Raw genomic sequence first — 22,829 nt, 5'->3', positions numbered from 1 at the left:
TCAGAAACAGCTCTATGGCTTTTAACCCATAGGGCTCTTTTTTTATATTTTTTTAGTAGCGATAAAAGATTAACAAGCGATTACCATCTTTCTAAAACAATAAAAATCTTAAATATTTTGTTTAATTTGGTAAAATAGTAGTATCTTTTACCACTGTGCCATATAATCATAAAGAACTATGATAAATGGAGGCTATTTGAATGAGTTTTATTCGAAGTACAGGGAAGTTTCTTGGGGGAGCTGCAGGTGCAGTGTTAGGGAGTCCGTTTAAAATAGTCGGGGAACTATCAAATAAGGAATCTATTTCTTCAATTGGAGATGGAATATATCACTCTTCAAAATTTGCTGGTGATACAGTAGGACAAGCTACTGAGGGGGTAGTAGATACAACATATGGGCTCATTCAAGATGATACGGCTAAACGGGATCAAGGGCTACATAATTGGGAGATTCAGTAACTAGGACTGCTAAAGGTTTGTCTAGAACGGCAAAGAATACATATTACAGCGGAAAAGATATTTATGAAGGTTATAAAACTAATGATTCAGAGAAAATGAAAAAAGGCGCAGCAGAAGTTGCGAAGACAGCTACAATTGGCACAATTGCTGTCGGCATTGTGGATGTAGCCGGAGACTTTGGAAGTGAAGAAACAAGCGATGTAAAAGGTGTGGAGTATAATGGTGAACACTTCGTAGAACCTCACCATGTAGATGGATATGTTCGCGAAGATGGGGTAGAAGTAGATTCGTATTGGAGAGACGGTGATGGAGACACTTCTGTAGATCTTACTGCTGAAGAAGGTGGAGGATATTACCGCTCTAATCCAGATGTATGATAGAGGAGTAAGTTTTTGAGTGATATTTACCACTATTATGTGGTGCCAGGTATGTGAGGCAGATATCCTTGGGACCCAAAGCTTCTTTTTTATTTTAACCAGGTAAAGCACTGGAAGTTTTATAAAGTTTCAGCTATTATACTAATATAAAAGACTTAAGTCTTTTAGCTCAAACATCATGAAAGGGTGGGGGAAATTGAAGAAGAAGCAACATTTTTTGAAGACAGGGCTGTTCAGCTTGGTAGGGGGCTTTATATTATTTGCAGGAGTAGAAAGTGGGGATGCAGCCGGCTTTCCTGATGTATCACAGGATCACTGGGCCAACACAGAGATTGAATGGGCGGCTGAAGAAGGGTTGGTCACCGGTTTTGAAAACGGGGACTTCCGACCAAATGCAAATGTCACGGAAGCCGAATTTGTCACCATGACGAATCGGTATTTCAATCAGACTGAAAATGGGAATGCAACCGGTCACTGGGCGCAGGGACAATACGATCGTTTAACGGATGAAGGCATTTATCTGCCGGGTACATATCATCAAACATTTAAAAATGGGGATGTACCACGCGGGATCGTGGCGCAGATCTTAAGCGCACATCAAGGTTTGGAAGGAAATGATCTGCCTGCAGCGGTTGATTGGTTATTTGATGAAGGCTTAAGCACAGGGCAGAGTACGGTCGGCAGCAGACTTGATCGGTTCGGCTTTGACAGTGGGTTAACGAGAGCTGAAGCTGCGACGTTCTTTTATCGAATGAATCAGCAGGGGATGACCACGCCGCAGCATTTTAGAAGCGAAGATGCTCATATCACGCCGCTCTCCCAGCAGGTGATTAATGAGAATACGATGGCCAACTACGAAATTGGTAATTACACGACCTGTGGCATTTCCCGCTACAATACCAACACAGCCGCAACCTTGTATGAGGCTTATGGACCCAAGGATGACAGCGCGTATTGGCGCGGCGGGTTATATCACGTCTATAACCACTGTAACTACTACATTGTGGAAGACATGAGCTATCAATACAACACGTATGGCAATCATGACGTTCTAACTCTTGAAATTTTTGTGGAAGACCAAACCGGCATGACTCAGCAAGAAGTACGAAATGTGTGGGGTCAGCCAACTCGCACCTTTTCAAACGAGCATGACGGAACTTACGATTACATTTATGAGCTTTCCGGAGGCACAACAATTGAAGTTCAATTCTCTGATTGGACCACGGAGGAGTTGCGTGCGGTAGGCGTGTGGCTTTCCTTATAAGATTCGTGCTAAACAATAGTGTTTCTTATTCCTGCGATTATTCGTCGCAGGATTTTTTTAAAGAGTATTTTCCCAGGGAGATTCTATTATTTTTTTAGCCACTTACTTAATGATGCAAATATTATATATTTTAGGTAAAATGAATTGCAGATTTTCTTTATAATGGTCAGTAAGGGAAACAAAAAGAAAACGTACCTTATCCTCATGTAATTTTTATTATTGGGGAGAGGGGTTCTTCGTAATAACTTTAGAAAGGGGTTCACCATTATGGCTAAACTTAATGTCAATGCTAACACGGGTTTGTTAACCCGTATTGATTCAATTTTTCCAAAACTAAAAGGAGCAGAACGAAAATTAGCGGAGTATATCTTCAATGATTATGAAAAAATTATTCACCAATCTATCACGGAAGTGGCTGAACTAAGTAATACGAGTGAATCCACTGTTGTGAGATTTTGTAAAAAGTTAGGTTATAAAGGGTTTCAGGATTTAAAAATTAATTTAGCGCGAGAAATCATTAAACCTGAGCAGCATATACATGAAGTTATTGACCCGCACGATGAGGTAGTGACGATTAAGAAAAAAATCTTCCAGTCTAATATTCAAGCCTTGTATGATTCGATGGAAATTTGTTCGGATGAAGAACTTGAACAAGCAATTCAAGTCATCTCTAAAGCAAATACTATTGAATTCTACGGAGCTGGTGGCTCTGGGAATGTTGCCTTAGATGCTCAACATAAGTTTTTAAAAGTAGGAATTAAGTGTTTTGCCTATACAGATGCGAATTTGCAGGCCATGTCAGCGAGTGTGTTAACACCAAATGATATTGCAATTGGAATTTCTCATACAGGCAGCCACACTGATACGTTGCATGCTTTAAAGCTGGCAAAAGAACAAGGGGCTACGGTTATAAGTATTTCTAATATTTCAAAGTCACCAATCACCAAGGTAGCTGATATCACGTTATACACAACTTCAAAAGAAACCATGTTTCGCACTGATGCTACCGCTTCACGAATTGCTCAATTAACAATTATCGATACATTGTTTGCTGGAGTGGCAAACAACAGGTATGACAGCGCTTATAACAACATTCAAAAAACACGGTCCTCTACTATTAATAAGCGCCTGTAAAAATGTTTTTGAAAAAAATCTCTATTTTTTTTAAAAAAACTTGAAGGAAATCACCACCTTGTTATATACTCAATTTAAGAAATTAATTGTCATGAATATTCGAACTATTTAGAGTTCGAATATTCAAATAAAAATTCGGGGGGATACGATGAAGTGGAAATTGAGTCTTTTTTCACTGTCTTTAGTTTTTATGCTTAGTGCGTGTGGAGATGAAGATGCCGATGTAGAAGAAGCAGAGGGTACAAACGAAGATGAGGAAGCAACGGAGGACGAAGTAGAGGAGGAAAATGGTGAAGAGGAAGCAGAAGAAAGTGAATCTGAGTCTGTATCTTTAAATTTTGCTACGCCCGATCCTGAAAGCGCTTCAATTACTGTAGCAGCTAATGAATTTGCTGAACAGGTTGAAGAAGAAAGCAATGGTTCCATTGAAGTTACAGTTCATGGGGATGGCTCTTTATATGGGGAAGATCCATCAGCTGCAATTAATCAACTAGGGGATGGCTCTTTGGATATGCTTGCCCTTTCCTCTACTGTTTACGCGAATTCAGAATCAAGGTTTAACATGTTTAGTGTTCCTTATCTTTTTGATGACCAAGATCAATATCTAGACCTGTTGAATGATGAATTGGCTCTTCAATTATTAGATGATATTGATGTCTTGGATATTGAAGGACTAACTTACTGGCCCCGTAACTTTCGTCAAATCACAAACTCAGTAAATCCAATCAATGAACCTTCTGACCTTGAAGGGTTAGACATTCGAGTTCCTAATAATCCGTTGTGGGTAGAATTTTTTGAAGAGGCAGGAGCTTCACCTACACCGATGGATTTTGGTGAAGTTTATAATGCGTTGCAGCTAGGAACCATTGACGGTCAGGAAAACCCAGTAGAAATTCCGGTTAATTCCAGCTTCTATGAAGTCCAGGATTATATTAGCATGACAAACCATATGGCAGATGCATGGGTTGTAGGAATCAATCAAGACACGTTTAATGATTTGTCTAACGAGCAGCAAGAAGTAATTGAAAATCAGAGTGAGGAAATGCAGGGATGGCTTCGCGATTATGACAATGAAGAAGTTGATGGCATGATTGCTACCTTGGAAGAAGAAGGAATGGAAGTTAACGAAGTGTCTTCTGAAGATCAAGAGCAATTTGTTGAAATTTCTCAAAGTCAGTATCCGGAGTTTCGTGAAGTTGTAGAAGACGATGATTACTTTGACGAAGTCTTGGAGTTTGTTGGAAAAGATTAATGTTCATTAAAGAGGAGTTGTGCTAGTATAGCTCAACTTCTCTATATAAAAAACAGAGATGAGGGGTTCACATTTATGCAAAAAAAGAAGGAGGTAGGATTATTACAGAAATGTACTAACTCTGTGAACTATGTGGTAGATACTGCTGTTATTATATTAACCCTTTCCTTGTTAATTGTTGTGTTACTTCAGATTATAAGTCGTCCTCTCGATTTATCAACCGTTTGGACAGAAGAACTTACAAGATTTATTTTTATCTGGATCATTTTTTTAGGGGTAGCGATTGGTTTTCGCAATGATGAATCCCCACGTATTACTTTTTTTATAAAGTTATTACCTCGTTCATTTCAAAATGTATTAGCTGTAATCACCACATTGTTAACCATTTGTTTTTTCGTATTATTGTTTGTTACTGGGCTTAATTTAATGGCACAACAATTAAGTGATACGAGCGCAGTGCTTCGAATAACACTTGCCTGGATCGGGCTATGTGTCCCCCTTTGTGCAGTGCTGAGTATATTTAATTTGTTACAGTCTGTTTTCTCCTCTTCCAATGCTCTAGGGAAAGGAGGAGAATGACTTGTCGATTTTTCTAATAATTGTATTTTTTGTATTAATGTTAACTGGCTTGCCTATAGCTGTAGCGCTCGGCTTATCAAGTCTCGCCACTGTTTTTTTATTAGAAGGAATTTCCTTGAACATTGTTGCTCAATCGATGTTTAGTGCGATGAATAGCTTTATCATGGTGGCTGTGCCTCTGTTTATTCTAACTGGAATATTAATGGATGAGGGGAAAGTGGCGGAATCAATATTTGATTTTGCTAAAAGCATTGTGGGGTGGATGGCTGGAGGGCTTGGCCATGTAAATATAGTAGCAAGTCTTATATTTGCAGGCATGGCCGGTTCTTCAGTAGCAGATGTGGCAAGTACAGGACGTATCAGTATAAATGCTATGCATCGCAACGGTTATTCGAAAAGCTATGCGACAGCGATCACATTAATCTCATCCATGCTTGCCACCGTTATACCACCAAGCATATTAATGGTTATCGCAGCAGCTACGGCAGGAGTTTCAATTGGTCAGGCATTGTTCGCAGGGTTAATTCCAGGTCTATCTATAGCTTTGATGCTAATGGTGATTAACTATATTTACTGCAAGAAGAATAACATTGGAGAGAGAACCGAATTTGCTTTCCCTCAAATTGGTAAGAGTTTTATAAAAGCGTTCCCCGCTTTGTTGGCTCCGGTCATTCTTTTGGGTGGTATATTAAGCGGCTACTTTACAGCGACAGAGGCTGCCGGTATCGCTGCTTTATACACTTTAATTATTTCCACCTTAGTATACAAGGGCTTGGGGCTAAAGGATTTGCCTAGTGTGTTCTATCGCACAGCCAAGTTGACAGGGACTATCCTATTTATCGCTGTTACAGCTCAAGTAGCAACATGGGTGTTTCAATATGATGGTTTACCAGGGCAAGTAGCTGCTTTTATTAGCGAGGTTAGTGAAAATCCGGTAGTTATATTATTGCTGTTGTTCGGCTTTTTGATAGTAGTAGGCATGTTTATGGATGCGACAGCGGCAATCTTTGTATTAACACCTATCCTATTACCAACTATCAATATGGTGGGAATTGATCCACTCTTTTTCGTAGTATTTATGGTCATTGTTTTATCTTTTGGATTAATTACTCCTCCAGTAGGCGTCTGTTTATATGCAGCATCCAATATTACAGGCTTATCGATCGAACAGATTTCAAAAAGCATTCTTCCGTGGATGATCGTTGTCATCCTAATGATTTCAATCTTTATATTTTTCCCTGGCCTAATTACAGAGCCAATCCAACGGTTAGATTTATAAGCGCAAAGTTAGGAGTGGAGAAAGATGAAAGCAGCAATCTTTAATAAACAAGAAGATATACAGGTAAAAGAGGTAGAAACACCTAAAGTACATGCAGGGGAGGTGCTTCTCAAAGTTATTAACAGCGCGGTGTGTGGGACTGACGTACGCATTTACACTGGCAAGAAAACAAAAGGAGTAAGAACCCCATCAATAATTGGCCACGAAACAGTTGGAGAAATTGTGGAAACCGGAGAGGGGGTGGAGCATTATCAAACAGGTGACCGGGTTAGCGTTATCCCTATTATACCTTGTCAACATTGTTATGCCTGCTTAAATGGAATGGAAAATGCTTGCGAAAATCGGAAAGCGATAGGTTATGAATTTGATGGAGGGTTTGCAGAATACGTGAAAATTCCGGAAGAAGCGGTAAGCAACCGCAACTTACTAAAGATCCCACCGGAAGTAGCGTTATCAGATGCTGTTATTACAGAGCCATTAGCATGTTGTGTGAACGGCTTGCGAAAAACAGACATCAAATTAAATGATACCGTCGTTGTTATTGGAAGCGGGCCGATCGGGTTAATGCATGTTCAATTAGCCAAAATTGCCGGAGCCGGCAAAGTCATTGTGAGCGAGATTGTCGACCATCGCCGTGATAAAGCGCTTCAAGCTGGGGCTGATGTTGTGGTAAATCCGCAGGAACAATCGCTTTATGATGAAGTAATGCAAATCACAGAGAACAAAGGCGTAGATAAAGTGGTGATGGCTATTGGAGTTTCAGGTCTTGTTTCTGAATGTATAAGCTTACTAAAAAAATGTGGAACCCTTAATCTTTTTGCTGGTTTTACTAAAAACGACTTAAGCGAGATCGACCCTAATGCGATTCATTACAAAGAACTTAATATTGTTGGAACTACAGCTTCTACAAGGCAAGACAACATCGAAGCCTTATCATTAATTGCAAATGGCAGAATCGATACGGATGTTCTCACTACTCCTGGATATTCACTTGAACAAATCAATGAAGCGATTCAGGATGTGATGAATGGGACTGGAATGAAAACAGTACTAGATCTAAATAATTAATAGGAGTGATAGTGTGAGTGTACTAGGAAAAGAAATTCGCTTAAAACGTTTGTTGAATGAGGAAGACGGAAGATTGCTGGCAGTAGCTGTGGATCAAGCAATGGCTCGGGGTATGTTTGATGAATTAATGCCGATTGAAAGAAAAGTTAGTGAAATCATTGAAGGTGGCCCAGATGCGATTACCATGCACAAAGGGCTGGCACATTCCTGTTTCCAGGAGCATGCCACTAAAACATCTTTTATTTTAAAATGTTCAACATTTAGTCCGTGGCAGCCAAATTACGACACCTGGGTAGCAGATGCAGAAGAAGCTATGCAATTAGGCGCAGACGCTGTTTCGATGGGATGCATAGTTGGTGGGGATGACCAACCTGAACAACTTAGAAACTTAGGTCTCATTTCATCACAAGCCTTTAAATACGGACTTCCTTTAATTGCGCACATTTACCCGCGTGGAAACCAGATTCCAACTGAAGAGAAAGATCATTGGAGGCATGTAGCTTATGCCGTTCGTACAGGGGCAGAATTAGGTGTGGATATCGTCAAAACCAAATATACTGGAGATCCTGAAACCTTTTCCCGAGTTGTTGACTCATCACCTGCAAAAGTTGTAGTTGCCGGGGGAGATATCGGGGATCAGCCTGAAGATTATTTTAAAATGACTAGAGACGTAATTGATGCTGGAGGCACAGGGATCACCTTTGGCCGTTTTGTTTGGAATACGAATGACCCTACCTCTATAGTCAAAGCCTTAAAATATATTATCCATGGCAAGGCCAGCGTAAAAGAAGCGTTAGAATATTATGAAGACCTAACAAAAGTAAGCCAGACCTAGGGAGGCATAAATTATGTCTCATATAGTTGGGATCGATATTGGGACCAGTGGTATTAAGATTGGAATGTTTGATCGTCATGGCTCGTTTCAATTCTATAAATACCAATCATATGAATTACTATTTGAGCAAAATCGAGTGGAACTAGATTTAGAAGATATCTGGCAGGTTATTAGTGGATTATTGATTGAAACTGGGCAAGAGGTAGAAAGACTAGGTGGCACCGTAGAGGGAATCTCTATTTCTTCCTTTTGCCATGCCTCTGTGTTTTTAAACCAAGAGGGCACTCCTCTTATGAATGGCATCATGTATATGGATAGACGGGGCGAGGAGGAGGTTAACCAGCTGGAGAGTGCCTTGTCCCCGCAGGCAAAGGAGAATGTACAGAATAGAATTGATCCTGGCATGAGTTCCGTCACTAACTTAATGTGGGTGCGGAATCACCTGCCACATGTCTATGAACAAACGGCCTATTGGGGGCATCTGTCGTCGTTTATACTTTACAAGTTAACCAATCAGTTTGTCATGGATTGGACGCAAGCTTCTTTTACAGGGATATTTAACATTGAAACTTATAATTGGTCCCAAGAACGTTTAACCGCTGCCGGCATACCTTCTAACTTATTGCCTGAAGTAGTAGATCCAGCTAAAAAAGTAGGGCATGTTGCTTCATTGCACCCGACTATCGATGGAGCTATGGTGGTAGCGGGAGCGGCTGATACTGCTTGTTCTTCCTTAGCGATTGGATTAAAACCACAAGAAATGTTCGAATCTGTGGGGACTTCGAATGTGTTAACAGTATGTACAGACAACCCAAAAGAGCTGGACACAAGAATGTTAAACAGATGCCATGTCATTAAAAACGAATGGCTCTCCCATGGACCAATGTCAACTCCTGGAGCGAGCATAGCATGGTTTTACAATGAATTTTTGAAAAATACTGAACATGGAAGTAAGGACAGAGTCTTAGAAGAGTACTCTAAATCTTCCGCTCCAGGGGCAAGTGGCGTCTTTTTTCTTCCCTATATGTTAGGGGAAAGGGCACCCATTTGGGATGGAGATGCCCGGGGAGTATTCTTCGGGCTTCATCTTAATACGAGTAAAGCCGATATGTTACAAGCCATATACGAAGGCTGTTCTTATGGCCTGAAACAAATCTACGACATTATTAACACCAATTATAATTTAAAGGATCCTCATTCCTTTTGTTCAATTGGTGGTGGGTCAAAGAATGTACATTGGGCTCAGACAAAGGCTACTATTTTGAACGCTAACATTAACGTGAAAAATGTTTCTGAAACAGCAGTGATAGGATGTTGTCTACTAGCTGCCAAAGCTTTAGGTTATATTTCAAGTTTTGAAGAGTCCAGCTTTCAGTTAAAGAATTCAACTTATAAAACGATAAAACCAAAAACTGAGCTTCAAACGTTCTACCAAGATCTTTATCAGTTTTTTTGTGAAATTTACCCTACAATAAAGCCTCTCTACCGTAAACATTCGCTCGTTTACGCGGAAGCTGAAAAAACCTATTCTTAATTGTTTAGAATAGGTTTTTCTTTCATTCAATCGTTTTAAAAGGGAGACATGTATGAAACCAACCATTTATATTACGAGAAAAATACCGGATGAAGCCTTACAAATACTAGAAGAAGAGTGCAATGTCAAGATGTGGGACAAAGAAGATCAGCCAGTTCCCAGAGAAGTGTTAGTAAAAGAAACACGAGAAGTAGATGGTTTGTTTTGTTTATTAACTGAAGCTATTGATAAAGAGATCATTGAAAATGCTAGTCATTTAAAAGTTGTGAGTAACATGGCAGTGGGCTACGATAACATTGACGTAGAAACAGCTTCACAAAAAAATATTATGGTTACGAACACTCCGGGCGTATTAACTGAAACCACTGCTGATTTAACATTTGCTTTGTTGATGAGTACAGCTCGTCGTCTTATAGAATCATCGAATTACCTTCGCGCTGGAAAGTGGTCAACATGGAGCCCCATGCAATTAACAGGACAAGATATTCATGGAGCGAAATTGGGGATCATCGGACTGGGCAGAATTGGGCAGGCGCTAGCTAAAAGAGCAAAAGGTTTTGATATGGAGGTGTATTATTATAACCGCTCACGCAAACCAAAAATTGAAGAAGAGCTAGGACTTCAATATGCAAGCTTGGAGGAGCTGCTAAGTGATTCAGATTTCATCTCAATTTTAACTCCATATACAGCTGAAACTCACCATCTGATTGGTGAAAAAGAATTACAACTGATGAAAAGTTCAGCTTGTCTGATAAACACATCACGAGGCGGCATCGTGAATGAAGATGCTCTGTACTCTGCATTAAAACAAAAAAAGATCTGGGCTGCTGGCTTAGACGTATTTGATGAAGAGCCAGTCAGTCTAAATCATCCTTTATTGGAACTTTCCAATGTAGTTACCTTGCCTCATATCGGAAGTGCTAGTATTGCCACCCGGAAGAAAATGGCTGCTGTGGCAGCTGAAGATCTTTTACTAGGGCTCAAAGGGGAAACACCAAAGCATTTAGTTAATTGATAAAAGAGGGGCACAGTACAATATGTGCCCTCTTCTCATGCACTAGCATTTATTCAATAACCCAGGCTTTCAAAACGAATAGGAGAATGCAGGAAGCTGTACCAGAAAAATTGTCACGATTTTTTCGGTACAGCTTCTTTTTTTGCTTGTTTTAGTCTGATAAAGTAGTAAAGGTGTTCGCCACCTGACGATTTGATAAGGAACAAAAGGAAAGAAATACATTCTGAATTTGAAAATGAAGGAAGCTCTTATATGGATAGAAGCTTCCTCTTATATGGAAGGATGGATCTTGTGTTTAATGCTGTTGTAATTTCAGTGCTCTTGATGGTTGTTTTAAGTTTGTTGAGGGTGAATGTGGTTGTAGCGATTTTACTTGCTGCGATCACTGCCGGCCTTATTTCTGGTTTATCGCTGACTGACTCGGTTGAATTACTCGTAGACGGGATGGGTGGACAGGCCGATACGGCGTTAAGTTATATATTGCTGGGAGCGTTTGCCGTGATGATCGGCTACTCTGGCATTACTGGTTTTCTGCTTCGTCATTTAATCAATGTTTTAAAAGGGAAGAAGGCATTCTTGCTCTTTGCTATTGCCGGGGTGGCGAGTTTGTCGCAAAACGTCGTGCCTGTGCACATTGCATTTATTCCGATTTTGATTCCGCCGCTTTTGAGTTTATTTGACAGCATGAAATTGGACCGCAGAGCGGTGGCTACTTCATTAACGTTTGGTTTGAAAGCTCCGTATATGATGATTCCTGTAGGTTTCGGCCTTATTTTTCATGGCGTCATTCAGGATGAAATGATTGAAAATGGTATGGAGATCAGCCTTGGCCAGATTCCACTTGCTATGCTCCTGCCCGGGTTTGGCATGTTTTTGGGCTTGTTGGTTGCGATATTAATTACGTACCGAAAAGACCGTGAGCCTAGTGCTCAGCTAGGTGCGCATCAAGGGGCGGAAGAAGAGTCAGCCGCGGCGAAAGAAGAAGAGACCACGTTTTCGATTTATCATATCTTCACAATCGTTGCGATTGTTGTCGCGCTTTCGGTGCAATTAATTACCGACTCACTCATATTAGGGGCGCTGACAGGTATTATTTTAATGGTCGTGTTTAGAGTCATTCCGTTTAAACAAGGCGAGCATGTTGTAAACGACGGAATTAAAATGATGGGCATGATCGCGTTCGTTATGCTCGTCGCTTCCGGTTTCGCTTCTGTCCTGCAAGAGACCGGGGCAGTGGATGAACTTGTAGAAGCTTCTACCGCTGTAATTGGTGACAATCAGTTCATCGGAGCCATGGCGATGCTTATCGTTGGTTTAATTATCACGATGGGAATTGGATCCTCCTTTGGAACGATCCCGATCCTGGCTGCGTTGTTCGTGCCACTATGCAGTGTGTTAGGCTTTTCGCCAATGGCTACCGCTGCGCTCATTGGAACAGCAGGTGCCGTCGGAGATGCTGGTTCCCCGGCTTCAGACAGCACCCTCGGCCCGACCGCTGGGTTAAATGCCGATGGCAGACACCATCACGTTTGGGATACGTGCGTACCGACGTTTTTACACTTCAACATTCCGTTACTCATTTTCGGCTTAATTACGGCGATGATTTTGTAAGTGGATTTTTTTCATAAGAGCAAAGACCCCGTTGTGTTCTACAACGGGGCTTTGTTTGAGAAAAAAGTGTGAGTCTTAAACTTCCGTTGCTCTCGTGTCATGGTGTGTTACGCTTATACATGGCTCGATTTTTCATTTAATATTTTTCAGTCTTTAACCGATATTAGTGGAGGAAGATTATTTTGTGTTACATAGTTAGGAGGACCCGAGGTGGAACATCTCCGTGAAGTTTTTGAAAAATCATTAGACTTATCCGCAACGATTATAGAAGGGGCAGAACATACGCAAACGCTTCTGACCAATGAAAACTATGATGAGAGCGTGCGCCTTATGAATGATGTGATGACTGGATATTCTTCGGTACAGTCAGCGCTTGAACAAATTGACCCTGAACAAATAGATCTATTTCCCGTGCTGGAGCAGGGGAAACAGGTGGAAGCAAGCATCGAACACATCGTCACAGCTTTTGAAGAGGAAACATACGGGAAGGCTAATGAAATTCTTCAATTTACGCTCATCCCCCGTTTAAAAAAATGGCAGCATGAAATGAATACGCTCTTTGGACCGTTAGTGACAGAACATTAATTCGAGTAGGGGAGGTGGAAGTATGGATATTGGCGGTCTTTCTATGGTGATGTCCGAGCAGCGGGCTGCTCAGCAGGTTGACGTGTCGCTTATGAAAAAAGCGATGGACAGCGGCGACCAACAGAAGGATTTCATTCAGGACATGACGGAATCGATGAAAATGCAGCAAGCAGCAGAACCGCACAAAGGCAGCTCCATTGACGTTTCTTTATAACGTTTGCATTTACGGCCGCTCGACTGTTGTCGGGTGGCTTGTTAATTGGGCTCCATTAAATGAGGTTAGTTAAATATAAATACAGCGCAGGCGACGGCTCTTGTATCCATCAACAATGGTGTTTTACAAAGGTATCCATCGTTTCTTCGGAGGCGGTATGATAAGCTGTACCACCATACACTGGGAGGTTGGAGGAATGAATAACCATAACTCTGCCGGGCGGCTTTGCCCACACTGTGGTCGCATTAAGTCTGATCAGTCTACAACGTTTTGCGAGACGTGTGAAGAGGCAGACCGTCTAGATTATAAACGAATTCGCTCGTATCTTCAGCATCATCCGCAGGCGAATGCCATGGAGGTAGCTAACAATACGGAACTCTCTATTAACCGTGTGCTTTATTTTTTAAAAAACAAAAATCTACAATTGCGTGCGCCTGAAAATAAAAATCCACATAATGCTAAACTTCCTTAAATTTTCTCCGATACTAGATATAGATTCCCTATTTTACGTCGTGGGAAGGGAGTGTCCATGCGGATGAATACAAGTAATTCGGTGCGTCTTCCGAGTAGCCAGCTCGAACCTGCTGCAACCACGAGAAACCCGATGACGCAAAGACAGGAAACGCTGGCAGAATCTATTCGAGAGACCGTGAAAAAAGGCGAAGATCAGTGGGATCACCAAGTGCTCGAGGAAAAAGTGGACTCTATGAATGAATTTCTTTCTGCGAATTTCCGCGATTTGAAGTTCAATATTCATGATGATTTGGAGCGTGTGTTCGTTCAAGTGCTTGAGCGCGGAACGGAAGAGATCATTCGAGAAGTTCCGCCTGAGAAGTTCCTCGATATGGTGGCTCACATGATGGAAAACGTCGGCATGCTCGTTGATGAAAGAATTTAAGGGCTGCTGAAAATCAAAGAAAGGCAAGCGAACCTTGAGCGCTTGTCTTTTGCTGTTTTTTCACCTTTCTTCCTACGATGTAAAGTAAACTAAGGAGGCTAACCTATGGATACGCAGATGCGCATGGCTGGCATGGTTTCTGGCATGGATATTGATTCGCAAGTAAACGAAATTATGGAAGCAGAACGTGAACCACTCCAGGACATGAAAGCGGACCGCAATGAAATTGAAATCAAAACCGAGCAGTACCGGGAAATGAACACGAAATTTGCCGAGTTTGACGAGCAGTTGTTTGAAGGCGTCACCCGCCGCGGCAACATGACATCAAAAGAAGTGGAAAGCTCGAACGAGAATTTAGTCAGCGCGACAGCTAACGCCGATGTGGATGACGCTGCTTATCGGATTGATGAAGTGGATCAATTGGCAGCAGCGGCGAGCAATGTATCGGCTGGAAGTATTTATACAGATGATACTGAAGCAAATGAATTTGATCCGGACGAGGCGTTGGAAGATGTAGCTCAGTACATCGATGGGTGGGACTACGATGAAGAAGAATTTACGATTACCACCTTTAATGAAAATGGAGAAGAAGTGAATGAAACATTTGAAATTGCAGAAGGCGATTCCTTAAACGATCTCCTTGATGATATTAATACGTCTGATCTTGGTGTCCAGGCTTTTTTCGACCAACAATCGGGGCAAATCTCAATTACACGTGAAGACACGGGCATTTTTAATGAAGAAAGCACAGATGACGACGGACGCATTGAAGGAGGTACTGAAATCCAATTTGAAGAAGGGTTCATGACAGACGGTTTGAATCTGGCAGAAGAGAATGAAACAGATGCTCAAAATGCCGTTTTCACTCTGAATGGGCTCGAGACTGAACGCCGGGAGAACTCCTTTGAGCACGAAGGCGTGCACATTGATCTGCATGATGAATTCGAAGCTGAAGACGGACCAGTCAACTTATCGGTTTCAACAGACACAGATAACATGGTTGATGAGATCATGAATTTTGTCGATGGCTACAATGAGCTAGTTGATAGTGTGAATGGGCGTTTAAATGAAGAGTATAATCGCGACTATGCGCCGCTTACCGATGACCAGCGCGCGCAATTAGACGACGGAGAAATTGAGCAGTGGGAAGAGCTGGCGGAAAGCGGACTGCTCCGCAATGATGATATTCTCTCTGGAGCCGTGACCAGCATGCGCCAAACAATGTACAGTGAAATCGATACGGGCGACAATGCATCTTACTCTCACCTATTTGAAATTGGGATTACGACAACAGAAGATTACCGCCAGGGGGGCCGGCTCGAAGTAGATGAAGCCGAGCTCCGTGAAGCGGTAGAAGAAGACCCGGAAGCCGTATATCAATTGTTTAACAGCGACGGCTCTGACGAAGACGGCAGCGGCCAGGGCGTAGCCCAACAGCTCCGTGACCAAATTAGCCACACCTCTGACCAAATTGGCGAGCGCGCCGGCAATGAGTTTTCGATGACCAATGAAAGCTTCACCCTCGGCCAAGAACTCGAACGCGAAAATGATAACATAGAGAACTTTGAACGCCGCCTCCAACAAACCGAAGACCGCTACTGGGACCAGTTCACGCAAATGGAACAAGCCATGATGGAAGCCCAGCAGCAACAACAACAGATGATGTCGCAAATGGGCGGCGGAGGCATGGGTGGGTGATGTGATCTGCCCCTGAACCCCTTGATTATAAGGATTTGTTGGTAAGATGAGAGTGTTTTGCTAACATAAAGAATATTATTGTAGGCTTCTCATTAATTTTGAAAATTTTTGAGAAGCCTTTTTCTCTTGCTTCCGATAGAAAGTGATGCATTATGGCTTATCAATTAAATGCGTCTTCTGCTAAAGGATCAGGTTAAATCTTGTATTACATAGTAGACTGATACTGCGCAACAAAGATAAAGCCTTACTACAGAAGAGGTACTGGTAGTAAGGCTTTTTGCACCAATAAGAAGCCATCGTTCCATAACTTCGTTTCTTTCGCGGGAAGCCCACTACTAGGCCATCTGAAAATTAGTTGATGTGCAATTTAGTGTATTTTTTGTTAATATATACTAATGATATAATGGATTATTAAATTAGAATTATTTGGAGGAACTATGCTTACATTTGATCAAAAACTTGCACTTATCGAGTCTTTCCCAGAATTAGAACGCCGCGATATATCGCTAAATCGTGTTAATTTTCATTATGTGGGAGGCGACAGTGATAAAAAAAATGTCGTATACCATTTGCATCCAAACGGAAATGGGTTTGTTTATGCTGCAACACTTAAAGTGCCGAAAAAAGATCCTAAAGGGATGGTTAATATCCGTGATTTTTCAGAAGAAGAATTACGTTCGATCATTGAACGCTCAATTGACTCTCTGCAATCAAACGCAGTTAGTGAAGTAGAGGAAACTCTTCAAAATATTGATGAAATATGGATGGACAAAGAAGGGCATAAGCTTACTATCATTCTTGAAGATGACATGTGGAACGTCTATGCAGGTGAACAACTAGACGGAACGTTTCCATCGTATAATGAAGCGAAGCAATATTTACTTGAAGAAGGATTTAAGCCGAAGCGAAAGTTTGATAAACAAATGAATTAATATTATTAACAAGGAAGAGATGGCCAGCAATGTGACCATCTCTTCCGTCCTTTCTCATTCTTTCGTGTAAGGATTTTTCATTTGTAATAAATCACTACATTAATTTTACGAGCACAATAGCTGAATAAGATTTTCGCTTTTTCCCTATTAACAATAGACTCTTACTGCGCATGAGAATGTTAGAAGACTTTGTGAGAAAGAGGAATAAAATCAAAGCTTGTAAGATCAAACAATTGAAATTTTAAGAATTATCACAAAAAGTTCAGGAAACTTTTTGTTACTATAATGTCGCAAAAAGATATAAAACGTTTGAATATTTATTGTTTTGGTTATATTTGTAAAACCTTTCCTGTAAAATAGAAGCTGATATTAGGCAAAATAAAGTTAGGGAGGAGTAATACAATGATAGAAAAAATTAAGGTAAAGACAGTTGCTTCCTATGATTCTACAGGAATTGAGGTTAATTTGGATAAAATCAATTACATTTTTGGAAGTAATGGAACAGGAAAAACTACTATTTCTGAATTGCTACGAAATAGTGACAATCAAAAGTTTTCTTCTTGTAATATTGAATGGAGACCAGGCGGTTCTGACTTTGACATATTTGTTTATAATAGACATTTTGTTGAAGAAAATTTCAATATACGCAATGATATAAAGGGAATTTTTACCTTAGGTAAGGAATCTACGGAAATTTTAACTTTAATTGACGAAAAAAGGAAAGTTGCGGAAAAGCATCAAGAACGAATTGGAAACTTAGAAATGAATATAGAGGAAAAAAAAGGACAGATAGAAAACTTACAAACATGGTTTATAAATCAATGTTGGGATTTAAAACAGAAATATGATGAAGTTTTCGAAGAGGCATTTTCTGGCCTTCGCAATAATAAAAGGAAATTTATGGAAAGGTGTTTGGTCGAAGCTACAAATAATAACAATGAAATATATACATATGAAGAACTAAAGAACAGAGTGGATACCGTCTTTAAAAACTCCCGTGATAAAGCCAGTCCAATTCCGGTGTTAAACTACGACAATTCTTTAGAAAAACACTCAATATTTCAAACAAAAATAATAGGTAAAAAGGATATAGATATTGCTAAATTAATATCAGAACTAAATATAAGTGACTGGGTACAGCAAGGGCATATACATATGGAAGGTACAGATGGGATATGTCCATTTTGTCAACAAGAGTTACCTAGGGATTTTAAGGGAAAATTGGAAATGTATTTTGACGAAACATACATGGAACAAATACAAATTCTAAATTCATCCATAGAAGATTATAGAGAAAATACAATTGGCTTTTTTGAAAAGTACAATTTTCTTATAAATGAAGATAAACCTTATATAAATAAAGAGAAAATAGAATCTCTATTTGAACTAATAAATTCAGCATATAAAGAAAACCTGCAGTTGCTTGAAAAGAAGAGAAATGAACCAAGTATAAGTGTCGAGTTAAATTCAATAATGAGTTATATTGATCAGATAAACTCAGAGATTGAACTAGCGAATGTACAAATATCAGAATTAAATAGGGTAATTGATAATATCAACGAGGAAAGCGACGAGTTAATAAACGATGTATGGCGATTTATTGTAAAAGAGAATAAGAGTGATTATGAACATTATAATAGTAATTTTAGAAGAGATAGCAGAGCTTTAGAAGGAATGAAAAGAAGTAAGGAAGCTCAAAAGGGTCATAAAAAGAGACTAGAAGAAGAGGCGATTGATTTACAGAATAAACTTACAAGTGTCTTACCTTCTATTCATGAAATCAATGTTCTTCTTAAATCATTTGGTTTCACAAATTTTCAGTTGGCCGAATCTAATGAAAAGGGTAATTACAAGATTGTAAGAGAAAATGGTGAAGTTGCAAATGAAACATTAAGTGAAGGGGAGAAAACCTTTATTACATTTTTGTATTTCTATCAACTTATCAACGGAAGCAACGATCACGATAAAGTTAATACATCAAGAATTATTGCAATTGATGACCCAATTTCTAGTCTTGACAGCAATATATTGTTTATGGTAAGTAATCTGATAAGTAATTTGAAGAAAAAGGTACGTAGTAATGATTCAAACTTTAAACAATTAATAATACTGACGCATAATGTTTATTTTCACAAGGAAATTTCATTTAATAAAGGTCATGGTAGTCAAAAGCAACTTGATGAAACATTCTGGATTGTAAGGAAGGTGGATAATATATCTTATATTAGTGATTATCAAGAAAATCCTATAAAAAACTCTTATGAGCTACTTTGGAAAGAATTAAGAGAAAATCCAAATTCAATAACAACACCAAATATAATGAGGAGAATATTGGAGAATTACTTTAAATTTTTCGGTAACATTGATGTGAATGAAATTGTTGAAGAGTTTTTGGATGAAGATAAGGTTGTTTGTAATTCTCTATTATCTTGGGCAAATGATGGTTCTCATCACATTAATGATGATTTATATGTCGACAGTAACCAGGAGTTAAATCAAATTTATTTTAATGTATTTAAACAAATCTTTATTAATTCCAATCACTATTCACATTTTGTAATGATGATGGGCGAATTTCAGATGGAAGGTGAGAAAGAATCTATCGAACATGAAGCTACGAAAGAAATCCAATTGGCGATGGAGCAGACTGCAGCAAATCAAGAATAAGCAACTTGTCGACAAGGAAGGTGATTACTATGACTTTTTCAGAGGTATGTATAATATTTTTATAGAACTAGTTTTTTCTGTAAGTGTAAAATAGTCCACACCTAGTGTTGAGGTATGGACTATTGTTATGATTTTTGCCGTTATAACAGTATTGATGATGTTTACTGGGGTAATGACATTAAAGAATATGCAGTTGTTAATTTGACATATGCTAAGATAAACTTTCAAGAGTACACAGTAAATACAATTGTACATTTTTAAATAGTTAAATGTACACTGTAAAAGGTCTAAAGGTCTTATTGAGTCAACAGATAACTTATGTTGGTGCAAAAGCAACAAACGAAGTACACTACTGCACAGTACAACGATACTATTCAACAGAAAAATTGGGCTAGATCTTTGAAACACTCTTAAAGAAATATATAGGTGAACACCACTTAATCGTAGGAAATGAATGTAGCGAATGTAAAAGTTTACTTGCTCTCATTTGCTCACATAAATGCTCACGGACTTCATTAAAAACGGTCAATTCACGTTAAAGATGTTACAGACAAAATTTAACAAAATCTTGATATACCGCACTCCACGCACACAGCGTGTAAGATATTACACACTCTTACCATAGGGGCGGCATGATGTAACTTTCACATGAATGTGATGGCTTAGGTGTTGCAACAGAACGTCGCGATTTTAGTCCGAGATCCGCTCACTTCCCTAACGTGTAAGTTATTAAAATGCTAAAACTGGTGCTGAAAATAAATTTAGAAGCTTCTCATTAGTTTATTAAACTTGTGGGGAGCTTCGTTTTTTATTTCTTTCGTAACAGGAAGGAAGTAAAATAGGAAAAGTTTATAAAAGAAATCAATCTTTTTCCGATATACAATATAGTAGAAATAATAAAATAAACTGAAAGGATGGTAAGGGGATCTATGGAAAGTAAAGAAGAGTTGTTGTCAGAGGTGAGATATTACAAGAATCTAGTTAATAAATTTGTAACTCTACAAAATGAATTTAATGATTATCATACGAAGCCGTTAGCCAATTTAACACTTTGGAATAAGCTCGTAAAATTATTTGTGCTATATCTAATATCTGGTATTGTATTTATTTCTATTCTTGATAATGTATTGTTATTCACTATAACTTTTGTAGGAAGCATATACTTTTTATTTGTTTGGCCAAAGGTACATGTGAAGAAAAAACTAATAAGAAATCAACCTAGAATTAGAGAGATTCAAAGTTTAATTGAAGACTTAGAAAATAACATACGGCCAAAATATATACCTAATAGCTATATAAACATTTACGCATTGACTAGGATAGAAACTTATTTAGTTGATAAAAGAGCTGATACTTTAAAAGAGGCATTAAATCTTTTTGAACAAGAAAAACGACATGATAAATATATGAGAGAAATTAACTTAGTACAGCAAATGCAAGAAATTACATATAATAAAGCAAGTGAAGCAACATCTATAGGCTGGATAAACTTGTTTAAAAGATGATACTTATATTTGCGTTTAAATCAGCCAAGGCTAGCAGCCGAGTCATTCTGTTTTGAGATGATAGGCTAAGATAAGAAAACTCCAATAGTGTTAACGAGATGTTAGACCATGTATATAAGCTAGTAGGTAGGTCAGCTTATCGGGGGATCATAGTGATTGGTGAATTCATTCTAGAAAACAAGGGGAAGGTTCTTTTGCTTCTGTAGCAAGAGAACCTTCCCTGTGTTTTCACACGTTAATTGCTTTCTTCTGTTGCCACAGGATTTTCAGCATAGAAAATTTCTTTTTCAAGAAGTTCAATATGCCGGTCATGTTCTTCCTTACTCCAGTGAAAACGTTCATTCATATACTTCAAGACTCCTATTTTATGTTGTTTAACAAAATCTATATCAAAGAATAAGGCGCTCGTACGGCGGTTAAAGAAGTCAATTGGTGAAACTGCCATTTCCTCTTCGATTCCATATACGAGAGAAGCGTAGACACTTGCAGGTAAATCGTAATGTTTGCCTTCATCACCGGAGGTTTCTAAAATCTCATAAACTCTCGCTACATTAGAACCGTAAAGACGGGTAAGTTTCCTGGCCTCTTTCTCACTCAGACCAATCTCTTTTCCTTTCTTCGTCCAGTTCTCTATAAACGTTTCCAGCTGATGAGAGCCTCCGACATCACCGCCCGACAGAACTATTTTTTCTGTGGTGCACTTTTTAGAAATTCCCTGTTCTTTTGCTGTCAAATCAACAATACGTTCAGCCATTTTCCGGTAACCTGTCAGCTTTCCTCCGGCAATGGATAAAAGACCAGATTCTGATTCAAAAATCTCATCTTTACGTGAAATTTCTGAAGCATCCTTCCCTTCTTCATGAATAAGCGGGCGAAGCCCTGCCCAGCTCGATTCCACATCTTCCCTTTTAAGCTTTACTGCAGGGAACATATAATTGGTCGCATTAATAAGGTAGGTAAGATCCTCTTCGGTCATTCGAGGAGATGCAATATCTTCTGCGTAATGAGTGTCCGTCGTACCGACATAAGTTTTCCCGTCTCTTGGAATCGCGAAGACCATTCTGCCGTCTCCCTCTGTGTCGAAATAAACAGCCTGTTTTAAAGGGAAGCGTGACTGGTCGATGACAATATGGACACCTTTCGTTAAATAAAGGAACTTCCCTTTCTTAGAGCGGTCTTTTTCCCTTAACTCATCGACCCACGGCCCTGCAGCGTTAATGACTTTTTTCGCCCGGATGTGATAGGTTTCTCCACTGACCAGGTCTTTTACTTTAGCACCAGTTACTTTGCCATTTTCATATAAGAGCGACTCGGCTTTCGTATAGTTGACTGCTTTTGTCCCTCTGTGCACAGCTTCTTTTATAATTTCGAGAGTTAATCTTGCGTCATCCGTCTTATATTCGACATATACGCCGCTCCCCTTTAACGTATCCTGGCGGAGTAGGGGTTCCTTTTTCATCGTTTCTTTTTTGTTTAACATATTTCGTCTTTCTTTACGTTTAACGCCTGCTAGAAAATCATAGACTTTTAACCCTATCGACGTAGCGAACTTCCCGAAAGTCCCCCCCTGGATAATCGGAAGCAGCATCCATTCAGGGTTCGTCACGTGAGGTGCATTCTCGTAAACAATCGCTCTTTCTTTTCCTACTTCTGCAACGATTTTAAATTCAAATTGTTTTAAATATCTCAATCCGCCATGTACGAGCTTTGTCGAGCGGCTTGATGTTCCTGCAGCATAATCTTGCATTTCAACAAGCCCGGTCGTCATGCCTCTGGAAGTTGCATCTAATGCGATCCCGCCTCCTGTGGTCCCTCCACCGATTACTAGAAGGTCAAGTTCATTTTCACTCATTTGGTTTAAATAGGATTGCCGCTGAATTGCTGAAAAAGGTTTTACCATCTGAGACATCCCTTCCTGGTGAGA

Annotated in this window: 21 protein-coding genes; 20 read left to right on the top strand and 1 reads right to left on the bottom strand. The window is 39.5% G+C overall.

The features are described 5' to 3' along the window. Nucleotides 1–200: 200 nt before the first annotated feature. From D469_RS0103540 to D469_RS0103445, 20 genes are all read left to right on the top strand, one after another. Nucleotides 201–458, top strand: coding sequence for a hypothetical protein (locus D469_RS0103540; RefSeq protein WP_018921990.1), 258 nt, complete (start codon nt 201–203; stop codon nt 456–458). A 17-nt stretch (nt 459–475) separates the two neighbouring features. Next, complete coding sequence (locus D469_RS19505) at nt 476–835, top strand: hypothetical protein (protein ID WP_156816885.1); 360 nt, start codon at nt 476–478, stop codon at nt 833–835. A 196-nt stretch (nt 836–1,031) separates the two neighbouring features. After that, nucleotides 1,032–2,099, top strand: coding sequence for an S-layer homology domain-containing protein (locus tag D469_RS20910; RefSeq protein WP_018921988.1), 1,068 nt, complete (start codon nt 1,032–1,034; stop codon nt 2,097–2,099). Between the two features lie 267 nt (nt 2,100–2,366). Beyond that, nucleotides 2,367–3,233: a MurR/RpiR family transcriptional regulator gene (locus tag D469_RS0103525; protein WP_018921987.1), complete on the top strand. Its 867-nt coding sequence runs from the start codon at nt 2,367–2,369 to the stop codon at nt 3,231–3,233. Nucleotides 3,234–3,381: 148 nt separating this feature from the next. Continuing rightward, nucleotides 3,382–4,485 carry a DctP family TRAP transporter solute-binding subunit gene (locus D469_RS0103520; RefSeq protein WP_018921986.1) on the top strand — a complete coding sequence of 368 codons (1,104 nt, stop codon included), beginning with the start codon at nt 3,382–3,384 and terminating at the stop codon, nt 4,483–4,485. Between the two features lie 75 nt (nt 4,486–4,560). Further along, on the top strand, nt 4,561–5,064 hold the full coding sequence (locus tag D469_RS19495) for a TRAP transporter small permease (RefSeq protein WP_018921985.1): 504 nt from the start codon (nt 4,561–4,563) through the stop codon (nt 5,062–5,064). A gap of 1 nt (nt 5,065) precedes the next feature. After that, nucleotides 5,066–6,343 (top strand): TRAP transporter large permease, encoded by a 1,278-nt coding sequence (locus tag D469_RS0103510; protein ID WP_018921984.1) that lies wholly within the window; start codon nt 5,066–5,068, stop codon nt 6,341–6,343. A 24-nt stretch (nt 6,344–6,367) separates the two neighbouring features. Further along, complete coding sequence (locus D469_RS0103505; RefSeq protein WP_018921983.1) at nt 6,368–7,411, top strand: zinc-dependent dehydrogenase; 1,044 nt, start codon at nt 6,368–6,370, stop codon at nt 7,409–7,411. Nucleotides 7,412–7,424: 13 nt separating this feature from the next. After that, nucleotides 7,425–8,246, top strand: coding sequence for a class I fructose-bisphosphate aldolase (locus D469_RS0103500; RefSeq protein WP_018921982.1), 822 nt, complete (start codon nt 7,425–7,427; stop codon nt 8,244–8,246). Between the two features lie 13 nt (nt 8,247–8,259). Further along, entirely contained in the window at nt 8,260–9,780 is a 1,521-nt protein-coding gene (locus D469_RS0103495; RefSeq protein ID WP_018921981.1) for a xylulokinase, read from the top strand. Between the two features lie 52 nt (nt 9,781–9,832). Next, nucleotides 9,833–10,795 (top strand): 2-hydroxyacid dehydrogenase, encoded by a 963-nt coding sequence (locus D469_RS0103490; protein WP_018921980.1) that lies wholly within the window; start codon nt 9,833–9,835, stop codon nt 10,793–10,795. A gap of 252 nt (nt 10,796–11,047) precedes the next feature. Further along, a complete protein-coding gene (locus D469_RS0103485; protein ID WP_018921979.1) occupies nt 11,048–12,406 on the top strand; it encodes a Na+/H+ antiporter family protein in 1,359 nt (452 codons plus the stop codon). Nucleotides 12,407–12,616: 210 nt separating this feature from the next. Further along, nucleotides 12,617–12,991: a DUF8042 domain-containing protein gene (locus tag D469_RS0103480; RefSeq protein ID WP_018921978.1), complete on the top strand. Its 375-nt coding sequence runs from the start codon at nt 12,617–12,619 to the stop codon at nt 12,989–12,991. 22 nt (nt 12,992–13,013) lie between these two features. Further along, nucleotides 13,014–13,205: a YjfB family protein gene (locus D469_RS0103475; RefSeq protein ID WP_018921977.1), complete on the top strand. Its 192-nt coding sequence runs from the start codon at nt 13,014–13,016 to the stop codon at nt 13,203–13,205. A 196-nt stretch (nt 13,206–13,401) separates the two neighbouring features. Continuing rightward, complete coding sequence (locus D469_RS0103470) at nt 13,402–13,677, top strand: hypothetical protein (RefSeq protein WP_018921976.1); 276 nt, start codon at nt 13,402–13,404, stop codon at nt 13,675–13,677. A gap of 63 nt (nt 13,678–13,740) precedes the next feature. Next, the gene (locus tag D469_RS20905) at nt 13,741–14,103 is read left to right on the top strand and encodes a flagellar protein FlaG (RefSeq protein ID WP_169577107.1); all 363 of its coding nucleotides are present in this window, start codon (nt 13,741–13,743) and stop codon (nt 14,101–14,103) included. 105 nt (nt 14,104–14,208) lie between these two features. Continuing rightward, nucleotides 14,209–15,801 (top strand): flagellar filament capping protein FliD, encoded by a 1,593-nt coding sequence (fliD, locus tag D469_RS0103460; protein ID WP_018921974.1) that lies wholly within the window; start codon nt 14,209–14,211, stop codon nt 15,799–15,801. Nucleotides 15,802–16,238: 437 nt separating this feature from the next. Further along, on the top strand, nt 16,239–16,733 hold the full coding sequence (locus D469_RS0103455; protein ID WP_018921973.1) for a hypothetical protein: 495 nt from the start codon (nt 16,239–16,241) through the stop codon (nt 16,731–16,733). Between the two features lie 402 nt (nt 16,734–17,135). After that, nucleotides 17,136–19,400, top strand: a complete 2,265-nt coding sequence (locus tag D469_RS0103450; protein WP_018921972.1) for an ATP-binding protein — start codon at nt 17,136–17,138, stop codon at nt 19,398–19,400. A gap of 929 nt (nt 19,401–20,329) precedes the next feature. After that, complete coding sequence (locus D469_RS0103445; RefSeq protein ID WP_018921971.1) at nt 20,330–20,905, top strand: hypothetical protein; 576 nt, start codon at nt 20,330–20,332, stop codon at nt 20,903–20,905. Nucleotides 20,906–21,140: 235 nt separating this feature from the next. Here the strand turns inward: D469_RS0103445 and D469_RS0103440 are convergent, their stop codons facing one another. Continuing rightward, nucleotides 21,141–22,805: a glycerol-3-phosphate dehydrogenase/oxidase gene (locus tag D469_RS0103440; RefSeq protein WP_018921970.1), complete on the bottom strand. Its 1,665-nt coding sequence runs from the start codon at nt 22,803–22,805 to the stop codon at nt 21,141–21,143. Nucleotides 22,806–22,829 lie beyond the last annotated feature (24 nt).

It is taken from the genome of Salsuginibacillus kocurii DSM 18087, assembly GCF_000377705.1.
Classification (GTDB): Bacteria; Bacillota; Bacilli; order Bacillales; family Marinococcaceae; genus Salsuginibacillus; species Salsuginibacillus kocurii.
This window is presented reverse-complemented; position numbering and strand designations above follow the sequence as displayed.